Raw genomic sequence first — 17531 nt, 5'->3', positions numbered from 1 at the left:
CGGCCGGCCCCGGACATCACGGGCGAAACGCTTGCCCGCTTCCGGCGGAAGCCGGACCCCAGCCGAACACATGCATCGGCGAACGGCCGCGCACGTTCCGCGTGCCGAGGTCGGCCATCCCCTGGGGGAATCCCAGCGCGGCGGCCACCGCGTGCGAGCACACCAGCGGGAAGCCGACGTCCTTGCTCATGCCTTCCAGCCTGGACGCGGCATTGATCGTATCCCCGATGGCCGAGTAGTCATGCCTCTCCCGGGACCCGACGTGGCCGACGATGGCCTCGCCGACGTTGAGGCCGATGCCGATTTCCAGCTCGCGCCCGCCTTCTTCCTGCAGTGCGCGGTTCAGGGCCGTCAGCGCGACCAGCATGCGCTGCGCGGCGGCGAATGCCTTCGCACTCGGGTTATCCATGGACTTGGGGGCGCCGAAGAGCGCCATGATGCCGTCGCCCATGAAGCAGCTGATGGTGCCGTCCTCGGCATGTATCGCCTGCGTGACCGCTTCGAAATACCGGTTGAGCAGGCGCATGACCGCCTGCGGGGGCAGGATCTCGCTCAGCGTCGTGAAACCGCGCACGTCCGCGAACATGACGCAGACCCGGCGCAGTTCGCCGCCCGGTTCGCCGGCAATCCGGCCCGCCAGGATCTCCTCCATCATCTGCGGGCTGACGTAACCCGCGAAGGCGCGGCGCAAACGCCGGCGCTCGCGGATCTCCAGCAGCGACTCGACAACCCAGCGCCCGGACAGGGCCAGCAGCGTCGCGGCGATCGCCGCGGAGGGATCGATGCGCCATCCCGCGTGCAGCATGCCTGCACCGATCCCCAGGATCGCTGCGACGGCAAGGATGCAGGCTGCAACGGCGGGCACCAGCCGCAGCGCGGGGAACCACAGCAGGCCCGCGGCGAGGCACAGCGCGACGGCAGCCGCGGCAGGCGCGGGACGCACGACGGCGTGGTTGACCAGCGTCGAGAGCATCTGCGCCTGGATCATCACGCCGGGCACCTGCAATCCGTTGTCGCGCTCCCAGGGCGCAAGATTGATCGGCTGGAAATGCCGGTCCTCGTAGCGCAACACGCTGCCGAGCAGGACCGGACGCCCCTGGAACGCCGCGCGCAGGGCGTCGTGCTCGCCACGGGCGAACCAGTCGATGACCTGCTGCAGCGGGACGTAGCCGGCGGGCGGCGCGAGCGCATAGCTGATGCCACCCGCGGCCGGCGCCACGCCCATGCCCAACGCCATCCGGCCCGCCAGGCTGGCTACCGGCCGCCCGCCGGCGTCGTGCGTATCCGGCAGCCGCCGCACGATGTTGTCGTCGTCGATGGGGAGCAGCACATAGCCGAAGGCGCCGGCGCCGGCGATGGCGGCATAGGGCGGGTGGATCCTGCGCGCGGCCCCGGTCTCGTCCAGGGTCAGTCCGAGGACCAGCGTCGTGCCGCTGCGCGCGGCGAGCAGGCCCTCGAGCAGGCGCCTGTCATACCCCGGCAGCAGCCAGTCGAAGGAACGGTCAGGCAGGACCACGTCGAGACCGACGACCGCCGGTTGCGCGACGGCCATCGCTTTCAGGAATTCGCCGAGATGCGGATGCCACAGGGCCAGCGGCTCCCTGAAGCGGCTCACCGTCTCTTCATCGATGCCGACCACCACCACCGGTTGGTCCGGCACACGGGGAAGGAATTTCGCCAGGACGCGGTTCTGGAAATCGCGGACGGCGAGGTCGAGTGCGGCACCCGCGCGCGAGGCGCCGAACAACGACGCGAGGAGGACGACGGCGAGGAAGCCGAGCACCAGGGACCGGCGAGGAAGCCGATCCGCCCTGCCGAGGGAAAGGTCGCTGCCGGCGGCGCCCCGGTCCCGGTTCACCGGGACCACTTTGCCCGCAGCATCGCATCCTGCGGACGGGCGGCGGACAAGGCCTTCCACTCGGCCGTTGCCTCGGCGGCCAGGCCGGCGTCCTCGAGCAGCAGGGCGTACAGGAGGCGGTCGGAAAAGCTGGCATCCCTGCCCGGCTTCAACTGGACCAGGCGCTGCCTTTCGCCGGCTGCGCCAAGCGTGAAGCTGCTCGTCACGCGGCCTGCGCCGCCCTCGTCCCCAGGCGCGATGCTCCAGCTGTAGGTCTTGCCGGGGACGAGCGCAACGTCGGGCGGCAAGGTATAGCTTGCCCCGGTCACGCTGGCGCTGGCAAGGACCTGCATATCCTCGGCGCGCAGTTCGAATGCGACCGTGCGGACGTTCTCCGGCAGGTCCCACCGGAATTCGGGCCGGGCGTCGAGCGTCTTCTGGCGCGGCGCGATCTGTCGCAGCCGCTCGCCGGCGCCGCGCATCACCACCGCGCCCTGCACCACCCGCCCGCCCTGGGTGTCGAGACGGCCGCCGGCCGAGGACAGCAGCGATGTCCTGCTGGCGAGCTTGCCATTGCCGGAGAAGACAGGAAGATGGACGCCGACGGCGACGCGGCCGGATCCGATGATGCGGAACTCATGGCCCGATCCGACGTACACCAGGGTCAGGTCCGCGCCCTGCTCGAGGACCAGTTCTGCCCCGGCCGGCAGTTCATCCAGGATGCCCAGGGGCCTAGCGGGCGCCTGCGACGCGAAAGACGCCCTGCCCTTCAGGTCCGTCACCATGGCCACGGGAACGGCCGCTGCGGCATGTGCGAGCGCGCACGACAAGGTGATCCATACGAGCAGCCTGCCGGCGAGATGCCATGGTGAGCGCATCGGTCTTACCTCCCGAGTAGATGAGCGTGTTTGTGTTCCTGATGCCTGCGGGTGCGACGGGCCGCCCGCGCCCCGCGCGCCGCAGCTGACGATCGCAGGCGATGGCATTGTGCATTCCACCAGGAAATTTGTCCACGCGCGGCGGCCGGCAGCCGGGGTCCCGGCATGACGGGAAGCTGTCCTGGCAAGGGGGAAAAAGGCGTGCGCCTGCGGGAACCGGCGCGCGGCTGATCGAGGGCCGGCTTCCGGCCGCTCGCCCGCCGGAGGCCGGCGTTTCAGCTGCCGGCCGGCAGGTCCGTCATTTCGCCACCGAAGACCTTCCACAGCGTGACGCGATTGACCTGCTCGGCCAGGCGCAGGGTGATGAGCGCCTGCTGCGCGGCATACAGGTTGCGCTGCGCGTCGAGCACCGTCAGGAAGTCGTCGGTGCCCGCCTTGAAACGCGCCTCGGAAAGCTGGAAGGTCCTTTCCGTGGCCGCGATCACCCCCTGCTGCGCCGCGATGCGGCGGTCCCACTGGGCGCGGTCGGCAAGCACGTCGCTGGCCTCCCTGAACGCAACCTGCACCGCTTTCTCGTACTGCGACACCGCGATGCGCTGGTTCGCCTCGGCCACGCGCACATTGGCCCGGTTGGCCCCGCCGTCGAAGATCGGCAGCCGTACCAGCGGGACAAAGCTCCAGGTCCGGTTGCCGCTGCCGAAGAGCTGGTCCAGTTCACGGCTCCCGGTGCCGATGCTCCCGGTCAGGCTGATGGACGGGAACAGGGCGGCGCGCGCCGCGCCAATGTTGGCCTGCATGCTGCGCAGATTGTATTCGGCCGCCTGCACGTCCGGCCGGTGCAGCAGCACGGTCGAGGGCAATGCAGCCGGCACCGCGCGCAGCGCGGCGACTTCCTGGGCGTCGGACAGCGTCGACACGGCGGGCAGCAGTTCCGGCGGCAGCGGGCCGCCCACCAGCAGCTGCAGCGCGTTCCGGCCGCGGGCAACCTGCGCCGTATAGTTGGCGACCTCGCCGCGCGCGGCCTCCACCGTCGTCTGGTTCTGGGCAAGCACAAGGCCCGAGGCGGCGCCGAGTTCATGCATGCGGGTCACCAGCGCGAAGGCCTTTTCCCGGCCTTCGAGCGTGTCCCGGGCCAGCTGCAGCCGCGCCATGTCCGCCGCCAGCGTCAGCCAGGCTGAGGCAACGTCGGCGACCAGGCCCAGTTGCACATTGCGCTGGTTCTCCTCCGACTGCAGGAAGGCCTGCAGCGCCGCTTCATTCAGGTTGCGCACCCGTCCCCACAGGTCGATCTCGTAGCTGGCGAATCCCAGTTGCGCCGTGTACTGGTTGTTGACGCCGGCCTGGCCGCCGGTCGAAAGGTCCGCCGCGTTGCGGCTGCGGCCGGCCTGGGCCTGTGCGCTGATCTCCGGCAGCGTCTCCGCGCGCACGATGCCGTACTGGGCCCGCGCCCGCTCGATGTTGGCGATCGCCACCCGCAGGTCACGGTTGTGCGTCAGCGCCAGCGCGACGACGTCGCGCAGTTGACCCGCGCGGATCCATTCGAGGGCGCGGGCCGCATCCAGGCTCTCCGGGTTCGCGACTGCCGGCGAGCCGGCCGCCGCGATCTCGTTGGGCACCGGCAGCGCGGGCCGCTGGTAAACCGGCGCCAGGTTGCATCCGGCAAGCACGCCGGCCACCAGCGCGGCGGCGGCCAGCCGGCGGGACAGGACGATATTCTTCATGGCGGCGTTCACGCTGCGCCCTCCGCGACGGCCGGCGCCGGCTTCGCGGATGCCGGCTTGGCGCTTGCGCGGCTGCCGAACCAGCTTCGCACGACCAGGAAGAAGACCGGCACCAGGTAGAGGCCGAGCACGGTCGACGCCACCGTCCCGCCGAGCACCGCGGTGCCGATGGCGTTGCGGCCCGCTGCCCCGGCACCGGTACCGACCGCCAGCGGCACCACGCCGAAACCGAAGGCGAGCGAGGTCATCAGGATCGGGCGCAGGCGCAGCCGCACCGCCTCCAGCGTGGCGTCGAACAGGTTCTTCCCCTGTTCCTGCAGCTGCACCGCAAACTCGACGATCAGGATCGCGTTCTTGGAAGCCAGGCCGACGGTGGTGATCAGGCCGACCTGGAAATAGACATCGTTCGTCAGTCCCCGCGACCAGGTCGCGAGCAAGGCGCCCACGACCCCGAGCGGCACCGCAAGCATCACCGACAGCGGCACGGTCCAGCTTTCATACAGGGCCGCAAGGCACAGGAACACGAACAGGATGGAAATCGCATACAGCATCGGCGCCTGCGCACCGGCCTGGCGTTCCTGCAGCGAGGCGCCGGTCCACTCGTAGCCAATCCCGGCCGGCATGGTCCTGAGGATGTCCTCCACCACCTGCATCGCCACGCCCGAGCTGACCCCGGGAGCGGCCGCGCCGACGATCTCGTACGACGGGGCGCCGTTGTAGCGCATCAGCTGCGGCGAACCGTAGGTCCAGTAGGTCCTCGAGAAGGCGCTGAACGGCACCATCTCGCCGTTCCGGTTGCGCACTGTCCACTTGCCGACGTCCTGCGGCAGCATGCGATGCGGCGCATCGCCCTGGATGTACACGCGCTTGACGCGGCCATTGTTCAGGAAGTCGTTCACGTAGGTGCCGCCCATGGCGCTCGACAGCACGCTGTTGATGTCGTTGTACGACAGGTTGAGCGCGGCCGCCTTGCGGTCGTCAATTTCCAGCCGCAGTTCGGTGGCGTCGTCGAGGTTGGTCGCGCGCAGCCCGGTCAGTTCGCTGCGCTGACGGGCCTCCGCCAGGAACTTGTCCTTGGCGGCCAGGAGCGCCTCATGCCCGACGCCGTTGTTGTCCTTGATCATCAGATTGAAGCCCGCGCTCGCACCCAGGCCGCGTACCGCCGGCGGCTGCGACACGACGATGCGTGCGTCGCGGATCGCCGCCAGTTCCCGGTTGGCCCGCTGCGCGATCGCCGCCGCCGACTGCTCGGCGCCGGGGCGCTCGCCCCAGGTCTTGAGGCGGATGAAGCCGCGCGCCGAGCTCTGGCCGCCGTCAAGGCCGGCCACCTGGTTGAAGCTGACGACTTCCGGCTGCGCCTGGAAGTAGCGATTGACCTCGGTGAGCACATCCTGCAGCCGCGCGTTCGATGCGCCGGCGGGCAGGTTGACGTTGATGCGCAGGTAGCCCTGGTCTTCCACCGGCAGGAAGGACGTGGGCAGGCGGCCGATGATGAGGGCGACTGCGGCGCAGATCGCAAGGAAGATCAGCAGCATGCGCTTGGTCCGCCGCAGCGCATAGCCGACCCCGCCCTGGTACCGCAGCGCGGCGGCATCGAAATTGCGGTTGAACCAGCCGAAGAAGCGCGCCGGTATGGCACGCCATCCGGTCGCCGGGGCGGCATGCTGCGCCGGCGGCTTGAGCAGCGTCGCGCACAGCGCCGGCGTCAGCGTCAGCGCGACAAAGACCGACAGGGCCATCGATGCCACGATGGTGATGGCGAACTGGCGGTAGATGACACCGGTGGAGCCGCCGAAGAACGCCATCGGCACGAACACCGCCGAGAGCGTCACGCCGATGCCGATCAGCGCCGGGGTGATTTCCGCCATGGACCTGCGGGTGGCTTCCTTGGCCGGCATGCCGGTCTCGTGCATGACGCGCTCCGCGTTCTCCACGACGACGATGGCGTCGTCCACCAGGAGACCGATGGCCAGCACCATGCCGAACATGGTGAGGGTATTGATGGAGAATCCGGCGGCCGACAGCACGCCGAAGGTGCCCAGCAACACCACTGGCACCGCAATTGCCGGGATCAGCGTCGCGCGCAGGTTCTGCAGGAAGATGAACATGACCAGCACCACCAGCACCATCGCTTCACCGAGGGTGTACACGACTTCCTTGATCGAGGCGCGTACGAACGGGGTGGAGTCGGAACTGACGATGTAATCCAGGTTGTTCGGGAAGTTCGGCTTCATCTCCGCCAGCTTGGCCGCGACCGCATCGGACACCGCCATGGCATTCGCTCCGTCGGCGAGCGTGATGCCCAGTCCCGCGCCCGGAATGCCGTTGAGCTTCGAGGTCACCGCCAGGTTGTCCGGCCCCAGTTCCACCCGCGCCACGTCCTTGACGGTGACGACCGCGCCGTCGGTGGCGGTCTTGAGCACGATGTTCTCGAACTGCTCCACCGTCTTCAGCGTCGTGCGCGCCGTGATCGTCGCGTTCAGCTGCTGGTCGTTCACCGCGGGAAGCGCGCCGAGCTGGCCGGCAGAGACCTGGACGTTCTGCGCATTGAGCGCGGCGACGAGGTCCGACGGCATCAGCTGGAATTTCTCCATCTTCGCCGGGTCGAGCCAGATGCGCATTGCATAGTAAGTGCCGAAGACGTTGACGTCGCCGACGCCGTCGATGCGGCCGATCACGTCCACGAGGTTGCTGTTGATGAAGTCGCCGACGTCGACCTGCGTGACCTCGGGATCGCGCGAGAAGAAGCTGTACGTGACGAGGAACTCCTGGCCGCCCTTGTTCACGAACACGCCGCGGGCCTTGACCGCATCCGGCAGCCGGTTGGTCGCCGCCTGCAGCTTGTTCTGCACCTGCACCTGCGCGACGTCGATGTTGGTGCCTGGCGCGAAGGTCACCGTGATGCGGGCCCGGCCGGAGGAATCGCTGGTCGACGACATGTAGATCATGTTGTCGATACCCTTGAGCTGCTGCTCGATGATCTGCGTCACCGAGTTCTCGACGGTCTCCGCCGATGCGCCGGTGTACTGCGCCGAAATGGTCACCTGCGGCGGCGCGATGTCGGGATACTGTTCAAGCGGCAGCGTGAAGATGGACAGCGCCCCTGCCAGCATGATGATGATCGAGATTACCCAGGCAAAGATGGGGCGGTCGATGAAGAACTGTGCCATGCGTTTTCCGCCTCCTTATTTGTAGCTGGAGGCATTGGCGCCGGCATCCGGCGCGACCGCCGGCCGCTTCTTGCTGTCGCTTTCGCCGCCCTGCTCGCGGGTCTCGGCACGGGCGCTGGCGTCGACCATCCGGACCGCGACCTTGTCGCCGGGCTTGATGCGCTGGAAACCGTCCACCACCACCTTCTCGCCCGCCCGCACGCCGCTCTCGGCCAGCCACTTGTTGCCGATGGCGCGCGTCACCTGGACGTTGCGCTTCTCGATCGTATTGTCCGGGGTGACGACCATGATGCTTGCGCGACCGGCGGCGTCACGGATCACCGCCTGCTGCGGGATGAGCAGCGCGTCGCTGGCCAGGCCGGTCGGCAGGCTGGCCTGGACATACATGCCCGGCATCAGGACGTTGTCCGGGTTCGCCACCTCGGCGCGCAGCGTCACGGTCCCGGTGGTCTCGTTGACGATCACACCGGCGAAGCGCAGCCTCGCCTCATGCGGATACTCGCTGCCGTCTTCCATGCGGATCCGGACCTTCATCTGGTCGGCATCGATCTTCTGGTACCGGCCGGCCTTCCAGTCGCGTTTCAGCTGGATGAGCTCGCTGCTGGACTGGGTGAAATCGACGTACATCGGGTTGAGCTGCACGATGGTCGTCAGCGGCGTCGCCTGGTTCGCCGTCACCAGGGATCCCGGCGTGACCGTCGACAGGCTGACGCGGCCGGAAATCGGCGCCTCGATCCGGCTGTATCGCAGGTTGATGCGCGCGGTCTCGAGGTTGGCCCGCGCCATGCCGACATCGGCCTTTGCCTGGAGCGCGGCCGCCTGGCTTTCTTCGTAGGCCTGCCTGCTGATCGCGTCGATCTTCACCAGCTCGGCGTTGCGGCGCACCATCGCCTCCAGCGTGCGCTGGCTGGCCTCGGCCTTGGCCAGCGCCGCCACCGCGCTCGACTCCGCGGCGCGCGGCAGGGCGGGATCGAGCTGATACAGGGGCTGGCCCTGCCTGACCATGTCGCCCTCGGTGAACAGTCGCTTCTGGATGATGCCGGAAACCTGCGGCCGTACCTCGGCGGTAAGAAACGAGCGCGTGCGGCCGGGCAGCACCGTCTCCAGCTGCTGGCTTTGCGGCTGCAGGGCGACGGCACCGACTTCCGGCAAGGCCTTCGCCGCCGGCTTGTCATCCTGGTTACCGCTGCCGCATCCCGCCAGAATCAGCGCAAGCACCGCACCCGACAGCCACGCCTTTGACGTGTGCAGGATGCCGGTACGGGAAGCAGCGAGGAAGAACCCGGCGGAGGACGGCGTGATTTCAATGTTCATTGTCGACAGGTGGATGCGATGGGTGAGCGGTTTGCACGATCCGGCATTCCTGCGGCAGCCGGCTTCGTCGAAGCAGGACGTCCAGTGGAAGCGCCGATGGTCTGATTGATTATGACGGGCGATGCCGGTCCGGGCCTTCCGTGGCCGGCGCCGCGGGAACGGCAGGCGGGGAGGAATCCCGGCGCGGCGGAGTGGCAGGCGAACGGCGCCGCGGCAGGAGCGCCAATGGGGTGGCTGTCCCGCGGTCGCGGATGTTCCGCCTGCGGGCCGCCGCGTTCTTTCTCAACTGCCTCGATGATGCGCAACAGGTCTTCCATTCATGCTCTTGAATGTCCGACCGCTTGTGCTCAGCCGGGTTGAATGCGGAGTGTGTGGAGATGCCGGTCGGCGCGATGGATGCCGTACCGGTCGGGTCCCGCGGCCTTCGTCCACCAGCCGGGCCATGCCAATCCGGCAACAGGGGCTCCGCCTTGTGGCAAGCGGGGAGAGTACCTGCCGCGATCCATGTTTTCAAGGCGCGTATTGTAGCGCCATGTAGCAGCAGGTAGTCCAATGTAGCGGCGCGTCGCGGCGGCTGCTTTGCCGGCAGCGGCGAAAGGATGCGCACCCGCTTCCCACGCCGCCGCCGGGCGCCGGCGCGACCGGCGATCCGTACCCGTCGTTCCTGCCACCGGACCCCGCCTGCAAAGGGATGGTCTGCGGGTCGGTGCCTTCGCTGCAATTGCAGCCGCAAGGGGAACGCCTGCATGAATCTCCCTGCCGCGTGCGCGCCGGCGGCAACCATTGTCAGGATTTCATGTCCTAACTGGTATCACGCATTAAACAAGGCCGGCCGGTCGACATGCCGCCCGCGGACAAGCAATCGCCGCACTCCAGCCGCTGGCGCCCGCCGGAGTCCGTGGCCGGAGGACGGCGCGGCCCGGCCTGGTCGCCAAGAACCAATGAAGAAGGATTTGAATGCAATTGAAGTCTTCCGCCGAGCGCCTGCGCAGGACCCGACATAACCCGAGCGTGCTTCGGCCCGGAAATGAAGAACCGGCCCCCGCAAATGCGCTGACCATTGCCGCAGGATGCGAACTGGTCTATGCCGTCGAGGTTCCTACGTCGATACTGCTGCTGATCCAGCCACGCCCGCATCGGCTCCAGAAGATTCTGACGCAATCCGTCGCTGTCGACACCGGGCTCCCGGTCAGGCGCTATCGCGACACGTTCGGCAACGACGTCCTGCGTACCACGCTCCGCCCGGGACAGAACCGGATCCGCCACGAAGCCGTCGTGCTGGTGCCGGATGCGGCGGACGGTGTCGGTTCCTCGGACTCGGGGGAGCGGATGGACCACCTCCCATTCGAAGTCCTTCGCTACACGATGCCAAGCCGGTACTGCGAATCCGACAACCTGACCGACCTTGCCACGGCCCTGTTCGGGGGCATGCCGCGCGGCGCGGCGCAGGCGCAGGCGATTTCGTCCTGGGTCCACCGGAACATCGAATACCGTTGCGGCGCGGGTTTCCCCCACCTGTCGGCACAGGAAGTCCTGCGGCGCGGCTACGGCGTGTGCCGCGACCTGGCGCATGTGATGATCGCGCTCTGCCGGGCGCTCGATCTTCCTGCCCGCTACATTGCCGGCCACATCCCCAAACTGGACGACAACCGTGCGGAAGACGGCAGCGACATGGGGACGGATTTCCATGCCTATTGCGAGGTCTACCTCGGCGGCCGCTGGCTGACCTTCGACCCCCGCCATGACCGGCCGCTCAAGGGAAGGATCAAAATCGCGCAGGGCATGGATGCGGTCGATACCGCCATCGCGACGATGTATGGCACGGTCCGGACGCTGGAATACCGGGTGTGGTCGAGGCAGGTCGATGCCGCCGTTGCCCAGGCCGATGGCGTGCCGCTCGCCGATGCCTGTGCGAACGCGCCAGGACGCCCGGCCGACGCCCATCTGGCAACAAGCTGAGCCGGCCTGACGCCCGTGCCCGCCGCAGCACTCGCGGGCATTCCCGGGAATGGGAATAGTCCCGCTGGCTGCGGTATTCCGGCAACTTCCGGTTTCCTTCATGCAATAGCTGCGCTATGCTGGCGTGTCCTCAACACTTTGCCCGCCATGTTCAGCACGAAGGAAATCCTCCTCATTTCCGCGCTCCTGTGTTTCGTCATGTTTCTCGTGATGTACGCATTCCGCGGGAACGGCATTCGGGGCACAAGCGAACTGCTGCTCGCCAATGTGCTGGGGATGTGCACCTTCGTCCTCTACGCCTTCGGTCGGGAGCTGCCCGACTGGATCGCCTACGAGGGGGCCAATGCGTTCTATGCCGCGGCAGGCGCCGCAGCCTTCGTTGGCTACCGGCGCCTGATGGGCCGCGGCGTTTCCCTTGCAGCGGTCGCCGTCACCGTCGTGCTGATGACCGCGTCGATCTGGTTCTTCCGGCATGTCTGGGATTCCTTTGCCTGGCGCTCCGTTGCGGTGTCGCTCTACCAAGCCGGGCTCGCCGCCGGCGTGGCGCTTGCGGTCGCGACCGCCCATCCACGGTACCGGCCTTCGACCTACACACTGGGCTTCATCCTGTCGATGTGCGCGGCGATCGGCGTCGGCCATGCATACCGGGGCGCCCTGTTCATTTTCGGCGGCAGCGTTCCCGGCTCGCTGCTCGAGCCCTCGGGCTGGAATCACCTCTTCCTTGCGGCGGGCGCCTTCTCCCTGCCGGTACTTACCCTCGGCGGCCTCCTTGTTGCGCATCGCGAGATCGTGACCCTTGCGGAGCATGCCGCAAACCGCGATTTCCTCACCGGCGCCTGGTCGCGCCGCGCATTCTTCGAGGTCGGCGAACGGGAAGTCGCGCGGTCGGCGCGGAACGGCAGGCCAATGAGCGTGCTGTTGCTGGACCTGGATCGCCTCAAGGAACTCAACGACACCCACGGCCACGCCGCAGGCGACCAGGCGCTGTGCGTCTTTGTCGACACCGTGTCCAGGGGAATCCGCGACATCGACTGCTTTGCCCGCCTGGGCGGGGACGAGTTCGCAGTGGCCCTTCCCGAGACCGACCTCGCCGGTGCCATCCTCGTGGCCCAGCGCCTGCGCGCGGATATCAACGACCGGATGAAGGTGCCGGGTTGGCCGAACGTCACCGCCAGCATCGGCATCGCGCTGCTGCGTCCCAGCGAGACGCTCAATTCCCTGCTGCATCGCGCGGACCGGTCGCTGTATGAAGCCAAGGCCGCGGGCAGGAATCAATTCGTGGTCGAAAACATCGTCGTGCCGTTCCGCCCGCATTCCGCCAGCGCGTGACCGGCATGTGGCGCCAGGCAATACCGCACGCCCGGGCACGGCGACTTTCCTTCCGAACCCGGTTGCGGGACTGAAACCAGGGGCCTGCCGGTTCCGCTATCGAGCCTGCAGACGCGAGCAATGGTCGACGCCGCTTGCACCCGCTTTTTCAGCGCTGGCCGGCAATATCACGGCATCTAGATCTCGTCCCCGATCAGGCCTTTCGGCAACTCCTCCAGCGGCGCGGGCGCCGCTTCCCATTGCTCGTACAGCATATCGGCAGTTGTGTGATCCATCATGGCTTTGCTCCTTTTTAACATACCGGCATCAGGAAGCAGATTGCGTGCCGCACCGCACAATGCGTTGCTGGCCGCCTCTACATTGGGCTATCTTGCCAAGATCGCGGCAAGAATGCTGCGATGCGCAAGAATTACAACCCCGTTGGTAACATTGACGCGCGCGCCATTCGGCTGCTCTTGCCGCAAGGGATTTTGCAAAGCGGGGTTGCGCACGAACCGGTCGCACCGGTGTTCCTCGCCGTGCACTGCTTTTCCAGCCGGTACCGGAGCGACGCAATCCTACGCAAGAGGAACGCGCCTGCCGCCAGCGCATCCGCATGGCAAAGAATGAACAAAGCGGAGGCCGCCCCCTCAAACCTTTGCCAGTTCGTCAACCATTCACGCAGGGGTTTTATGGATTCAATCGTTGTCTTTTCCCATTTGCGCTGGGACTTCGTCTATCAGCGTCCACAGCACCTGCTGTCCCGTCTTGCGAAGCATTTCCGCATCGCCTTCATCGAAGAGCCCGTCCATCAGCCAGGAGAGGCGACCCTCACCACATACAGTCCCATCCCGAACGTCACCATCTACCGCCCCAACACGCCCGTACCCGAGCCCGGCTTCGCCGACGAACAGCTGCCGGCTCTCCGAAAACTGCTGTCGACCATCGATGCGGCGCGCGGTGCGCCGATCGTGTGGTTCTACACCCCGATGGCCTTGCCCCTTCTGGATCTTTTCCAGGCGTCGGCGGTGGTCTATGACTGCATGGACGAACTCGCCTCCTTCAAGAATCCGCCGCCGCAGCTGCTTCCCAGGGAAGACCAGCTTCTCGCGCGGGCCGACGTGGTGTTTACCGGCGGCGCGAGTCTCTACCGGGCAAAAAAGGACCGCCATCACAACGTGCACTGCTTCCCGAGCAGCGTCGACGTCGCGCATTTCCGGCAGGCGCTGGACAGGAACAGCGCGCACCCCAGCCAGGTCGACCTGCCCCGGCCGCGCCTTGGCTACTATGGGGTCATCGACGAACGCCTGGACCCGGAGCTCGTCGGCGCGGTGGCCGCCGCCCATCCCGACTGGCAGATCGTGCTGGTCGGGCCCGTCGTCAAGATCGATCCCGGGATCCTGCCGAGGATGAACAACATCCATTACGCAGGACAGCAGTCCTACGCCGACCTGCCGAAATTCCTCGCCGCCTGGGATGTCTGCCTGATGCCGTTTGCGCTCAATGCATCCACGCGTTTCATCAGTCCGACGAAGTCGCTCGAGTACATGGCCGCGGAACTGCCAATCGTCAGCACGCCGGTGCAGGACGTGGTGGACTCCCACGGCGACGTGGTGGAGATTGCCGCGCAGCCGGAACAGTTCATCGCGGCGTGCGAGAAGATGCTCGCGCTTCCTGCGGCCGACATGCTCAACAAGGTCCGGACCATGCGGGCAAAACTGGCCCGCACCTCCTGGGATGCGACCGCCGAGGCGATGCGGATGCAACTGGGACAGGCAGGCGGCACCGTGCGGCAGTCCCTCGGCGGCGCGTCGGCCGGCAAAAGTTCCGGCCACTGACAGCGGCTGCCGGGAACAACGATGCCAGGCGCCCGGTGCCGCCACGCCTCGACGCCCATTGCGTCGTCAGTGCGGGCGGCGCGTTTCGTCAAAACGCGGGAGCAAGGTGGCGAAGCGCGCCGGATCCGCGTACCGCTTCGCGCGTTGCAGCCACCACGCCAGGGCGGCGCCCTCTTCGCCGGTACGCCAGGCAAGATGGAATGTTTCGGGCGGCTTCGGCTCCTCCACCTCGAGGGCGACCAGCGCGCCAGACGCCAGCGCGGCGCGCGCGCACTGGACCGGAAGGAACCCGACGCCGAGGCCGGACAACTGGAACAGGTACTTGGTGTGCATGTCGGGAACGGTCAGCGTGTCCTGTCCCCACAGGAGGCCGATGGTCCTGGCCGGGCTCCTGCGACCTGAATCGGCGACCGCAACCGCGCGATGACGATGCAGGTCTTCGCGCCGCAGCCGCCGCCCGACCGATGCGAGCGGATGAGACGGCGCCACCGCGAAGACGAAATCGATACTGCCGAGTATCGCAGTCTTGTATCCTCCGCCCGCCGGCCCGTCGCCGGCCGCCCCGACAAGCAGGTCGACCCGGCGATCGAGCAGGGCTTCCCAGGGCCCGGTCAACGCCTCCTGGGCCACCTTCAGCCGGGTGTATTCCGCGGCCGCATAGAACGCCGCGATGTCGTCGCCGAGCGCCGCGGGCGACAGCAGCGAATCCATGCCGATGGCGAATTCGGTTTCCCAGCCCGAGGCCACGCGCCGCACCCGCGACTCCAGGTCGCCCGCGGCGCGCAGGAGATGCCGCCCCTCCTTGAGCAGCTCCTTGCCGGCGGGCGTGAGGGTGACCTTCGGCCCTGACCGCACAAACAGCGCGACACCGAGGTCCTCCTCCAGCTTGCCGACTGTATAGGAGATGGTCGACGGCACGCGGAAGATCTCCTTCCCGGCCGCAGAAAACGAGCCGAGCCGGTCGATGGCGTCAATGATCTGCAGGGCTTCGAGCGTCAGTTTCAGCATGGTGGCGGCAAGGTGGCGGCATCCCCGGCACCGATCGGGGCGGCGGGTCGCGCCATTGTAGAGCATGCTCCGCATGCGGCGTGACGGCCTTGAGATGGCGCCCCGGAAGTGCGCCGACCACGCGGACGTGTCCCCGCTCACCTGAAGCCGACCGTCCTGCGGCGACGCCGCGGGTCAATCGTGGCCGGCACCCGGCAGGTCAGGCACGAGGAAAGGCGGGTGTTCCGCGACGCGCACCTTGTCGCGGATTTCCTCGTACCGCTGCGGCGCCAGACGGCGTCATGCAATCGTCCTTTTCCAGGCGTGGGAGCCCGGGCCGCCCCCTCTTACTTGCTCTCGTCGTCAAGCTTGTGTCCCAGGTACGCGAACTGGGGATCGGCCGCGCGGGTGATGCCGCAGACGGGACAGGTGATCACCCCCGGGGTCACTCCCGGCGCGAAGGCCGGATTGCACTGCTCCAGCATGTATGCCTGTCCGCATCCGGCGCATTTTTCGACACGAAGCGACATGAGTCTCCCTGTTGTTTTTGTTTTATAACGGAACGCCTCCTACGGTACGGCCAATTCGCCTTCAGAGACATCCCATGACTATGGGATATGTCGCGCCCGGCAAGCTTGGCATCCGAAACATCCTGCTCCCCGCGTCGTCCGTGCTGCACCGCGCGCGTCCGTGACCATCCCGACGCCGCCAGTGCGATTCGCCCTCCGACAAGCGATTGTCGAATTTTTCGAATATTAGAACGGAATCTTTCCGTTTTTCCCACGCGGGTATCCTTGCCATAATGTCCCTGCTGACCGAAGAACGGCGGCGGGAAGCCGAAAGCGACCGAGAAAAGGCGCGGCACGGCTATGTCGAATAAATTGTATTAAACCAGGAGAAAAACATGCTCGAAGTCCGTAAAAGCACCGAACGCGGCGCCGCCAATCTGGGATGGCTCGACTCCCGCCACAGCTTCTCCTTCGGCGAATACCATGACCCGCGTCACGTCGGCTTCGGTCCACTGCGCGTCATCAACGAGGACAGGGTGCAGCCTTCGCAAGGCTTCGGCACGCACGGCCACCGCAACATGGAAATCATTTCCTATGTCCTCGATGGCGCGCTGGAGCACAAGGACAGCATGGGCAACGGCTCGGTGCTGCGGTACGGCGACGTGCAGCGCATGAGCGCAGGTTCCGGGGTGCGCCACAGCGAATACAACCACTCCGCCGCCGAGCAGGTGCATTTCCTGCAGATCTGGATCGAGCCGAACCTGCAGGGAACGGCGCCGTCCTACGCCGAACGCCATTTCGACACCGCGTCGAAGAAAGGCCGCCTGCGCCTGGTCGTTTCTCCCGATGGACGCGACGGTTCGGTGCCGGTGCTGCAGGACATGTCGATGTTTGCGTCGATACTGGACGGGGAGGACCGGGTGGAACACCGGCTTGCACCCGGCAGGATCGCCTACGTGCACGTGGCGCGGGGCGAGGTGGAGGTCAACGGGGTCGCCCTGGCATCCGGCGACGCGCTGAAGATCAGGAACGACGCGCTGGTCACGCTCGGCAATGCCCGGGCCGCGGAGATCCTCCTGTTCGACCTGCCGCAATGAATGCCCGGCGCGAAGCAGATCGCGCCGGATCAACATGAACAATGCTGTCGACAAGGAGAAGAACATGGAAGTCAGAGTGCATCGTGGCGAGGGAAAACTGCAGCATGTGATCGAGATGGGGACCCACAGGGTGCTGACGGACGAACCCGTCGAACTCGGCGGAGAGGACACCGGCCCGGCGCCGTACGACCTGCTCGCGGCGGCGCTGGCGGCATGCACGGCGATCACGGTCACCATGTATGCGCGTCGCAAGAGCATGGACCTGCGGGACATCGACGTCCGCGTCGGGCACCGGCAGCAGGATGGCGTCTTCATGCTCGAGCGGCGCATCAGCTATCTCGGCAACCTGAGCGCGGACGACAAGCAGCGCCTCGACGTGATCGCGGAGAAGTGCCCGGTGCACAAGACGCTGTCGGGACAGATCCGGATCGTCACGGAGGCGCGATGAACAAGGTCATGGCGCCCGCACACGCGACCGATCCGGAAGGCCCGGCGACGTCGGCCGCGCCTGCTGCGCTGACGCATCTCACCGTCCGCCTGCGCGCGCTGCACAAGGCGCTGCTCGCCGTAACGCGGCAACGATACGAGGCCGAATGGGGTCCGGTGGACAACGGCGGCTTGCTACAGCTGCTCACGCGTCATCCTGATTTCCGATGGCTGAATGCGCTGACGGTATTCATGGCCGAAGTCGACGCCTTGCGCGACAGGGGAAGTGCGACCGATGCCGAGGCGCGCGGCATGATCGCGCGGGCCCGCGCCCTGTTCTGGCCCCAGGGACGGCAGGAGGCCGCGTTTGCCGTCACCTACCGGTCCTTGCTGCAGGATGCGCCGGCGCTCGTGTTGGAGCATGCTTCGCTGAAGCGCTTGCTCGAGGCAGGTTGAAGCGGTCCGGGGCGCGGGCCGCGCCGCCGCG

Annotated in this window: 13 protein-coding genes; 6 read left to right on the top strand and 7 right to left on the bottom strand. The window is 67.1% G+C overall.

The features are described 5' to 3' along the window. Nucleotides 1-16: 16 nt before the first annotated feature. The 5 genes from VIM12_RS14080 to VIM12_RS14060 all read right to left on the bottom strand — a co-directional run bounded on the left by VIM12_RS14080 (nt 17) and on the right by VIM12_RS14060 (nt 8920). On the bottom strand, nt 17-1858 hold the full coding sequence (locus VIM12_RS14080; protein ID WP_331942289.1) for an adenylate/guanylate cyclase domain-containing protein: 1842 nt from the start codon (nt 1856-1858) through the stop codon (nt 17-19). Continuing rightward, nucleotides 1855-2715 carry a hypothetical protein gene (locus VIM12_RS14075; RefSeq protein WP_331942288.1) on the bottom strand — a complete coding sequence of 287 codons (861 nt, stop codon included), beginning with the start codon at nt 2713-2715 and terminating at the stop codon, nt 1855-1857. The genes VIM12_RS14080 and VIM12_RS14075 overlap by 4 nt, the downstream gene beginning before the upstream one ends. A 275-nt stretch (nt 2716-2990) precedes the next feature. After that, nucleotides 2991-4436 (bottom strand): efflux transporter outer membrane subunit, encoded by a 1446-nt coding sequence (locus VIM12_RS14070; protein ID WP_331942287.1) that lies wholly within the window; start codon nt 4434-4436, stop codon nt 2991-2993. An 8-nt stretch (nt 4437-4444) separates the two neighbouring features. After that, complete coding sequence (locus VIM12_RS14065; protein ID WP_331942286.1) at nt 4445-7606, bottom strand: efflux RND transporter permease subunit; 3162 nt, start codon at nt 7604-7606, stop codon at nt 4445-4447. A 15-nt stretch (nt 7607-7621) separates the two neighbouring features. After that, nucleotides 7622-8920 carry an efflux RND transporter periplasmic adaptor subunit gene (locus tag VIM12_RS14060; RefSeq protein ID WP_331942285.1) on the bottom strand — a complete coding sequence of 433 codons (1299 nt, stop codon included), beginning with the start codon at nt 8918-8920 and terminating at the stop codon, nt 7622-7624. Between the two features lie 957 nt (nt 8921-9877). Between VIM12_RS14060 and VIM12_RS14055 the strand changes: the two genes are divergently transcribed. The 3 genes from VIM12_RS14055 (at nt 9878) to VIM12_RS14045 (ending at nt 14025) form a co-directional block, all read left to right on the top strand. Next, nucleotides 9878-10879 (top strand): transglutaminase family protein, encoded by a 1002-nt coding sequence (locus tag VIM12_RS14055; RefSeq protein WP_331942284.1) that lies wholly within the window; start codon nt 9878-9880, stop codon nt 10877-10879. Between the two features lie 147 nt (nt 10880-11026). Beyond that, nucleotides 11027-12208, top strand: a complete 1182-nt coding sequence (locus VIM12_RS14050; protein WP_331942283.1) for a GGDEF domain-containing protein — start codon at nt 11027-11029, stop codon at nt 12206-12208. 671 nt (nt 12209-12879) lie between these two features. Next, complete coding sequence (locus tag VIM12_RS14045; RefSeq protein ID WP_331942282.1) at nt 12880-14025, top strand: glycosyltransferase; 1146 nt, start codon at nt 12880-12882, stop codon at nt 14023-14025. A 66-nt stretch (nt 14026-14091) separates the two neighbouring features. On the opposite strand, the gene VIM12_RS14040 is transcribed toward VIM12_RS14045, so the two are convergent. Both VIM12_RS14040 and VIM12_RS14035 read right to left on the bottom strand, forming a co-directional pair. Next, a complete protein-coding gene (locus VIM12_RS14040) occupies nt 14092-15033 on the bottom strand; it encodes a LysR substrate-binding domain-containing protein (protein ID WP_331942281.1) in 942 nt (313 codons plus the stop codon). Nucleotides 15034-15359: 326 nt separating this feature from the next. Beyond that, complete coding sequence (locus VIM12_RS14035; protein WP_331942280.1) at nt 15360-15542, bottom strand: hypothetical protein; 183 nt, start codon at nt 15540-15542, stop codon at nt 15360-15362. A 374-nt stretch (nt 15543-15916) separates the two neighbouring features. Here VIM12_RS14035 and VIM12_RS14030 point away from each other — a divergent pair, with 374 nt between their 5' ends. The 3 genes from VIM12_RS14030 to VIM12_RS14020 are packed head-to-tail and all read left to right on the top strand — an operon-like array spanning nt 15917 to nt 17500. Continuing rightward, nucleotides 15917-16618, top strand: a complete 702-nt coding sequence (locus tag VIM12_RS14030; RefSeq protein WP_331942279.1) for a pirin family protein — start codon at nt 15917-15919, stop codon at nt 16616-16618. 34 nt (nt 16619-16652) lie between these two features. Beyond that, nucleotides 16653-17066 carry an OsmC family protein gene (locus VIM12_RS14025; protein WP_331942278.1) on the top strand — a complete coding sequence of 138 codons (414 nt, stop codon included), beginning with the start codon at nt 16653-16655 and terminating at the stop codon, nt 17064-17066. Continuing rightward, entirely contained in the window at nt 17063-17500 is a 438-nt protein-coding gene (locus VIM12_RS14020; protein ID WP_331942277.1) for a hypothetical protein, read from the top strand. The genes VIM12_RS14025 and VIM12_RS14020 overlap by 4 nt, the downstream gene beginning before the upstream one ends. The last annotated feature ends 31 nt before the right edge of the window (nt 17501-17531 follow it).

This window comes from Noviherbaspirillum sp., assembly GCF_036563305.1.
Lineage (GTDB): Bacteria > Pseudomonadota > Gammaproteobacteria > Burkholderiales > Burkholderiaceae_D > Noviherbaspirillum.
Note: the sequence above shows the minus strand (reverse complement) of the source record. Positions and strands in the feature narration are given on the sequence as shown.

Coding starts and splice junctions, on each gene's coding strand:
- VIM12_RS14075 (WP_331942288.1), bottom strand. CDS start 2,715: ATGCGCTCACCATGGCATCTCGCCGGCAGGCTGCTCGTATGGATCACC.
- VIM12_RS14070 (WP_331942287.1), bottom strand. CDS start 4,436: ATGAAGAATATCGTCCTGTCCCGCCGGCTGGCCGCCGCCGCGCTGGTG.
- VIM12_RS14065 (WP_331942286.1), bottom strand. CDS start 7,606: ATGGCACAGTTCTTCATCGACCGCCCCATCTTTGCCTGGGTAATCTCG.
- VIM12_RS14060 (WP_331942285.1), bottom strand. CDS start 8,920: ATGAACATTGAAATCACGCCGTCCTCCGCCGGGTTCTTCCTCGCTGCT.
- VIM12_RS14055 (WP_331942284.1), top strand. CDS start 9,878: ATGCAATTGAAGTCTTCCGCCGAGCGCCTGCGCAGGACCCGACATAAC.
- VIM12_RS14050 (WP_331942283.1), top strand. CDS start 11,027: ATGTTCAGCACGAAGGAAATCCTCCTCATTTCCGCGCTCCTGTGTTTC.
- VIM12_RS14045 (WP_331942282.1), top strand. CDS start 12,880: ATGGATTCAATCGTTGTCTTTTCCCATTTGCGCTGGGACTTCGTCTAT.
- VIM12_RS14040 (WP_331942281.1), bottom strand. CDS start 15,033: ATGCTGAAACTGACGCTCGAAGCCCTGCAGATCATTGACGCCATCGAC.
- VIM12_RS14035 (WP_331942280.1), bottom strand. CDS start 15,542: ATGTCGCTTCGTGTCGAAAAATGCGCCGGATGCGGACAGGCATACATG.
- VIM12_RS14030 (WP_331942279.1), top strand. CDS start 15,917: ATGCTCGAAGTCCGTAAAAGCACCGAACGCGGCGCCGCCAATCTGGGA.
- VIM12_RS14025 (WP_331942278.1), top strand. CDS start 16,653: ATGAACAATGCTGTCGACAAGGAGAAGAACATGGAAGTCAGAGTGCAT.
- VIM12_RS14020 (WP_331942277.1), top strand. CDS start 17,063: ATGAACAAGGTCATGGCGCCCGCACACGCGACCGATCCGGAAGGCCCG.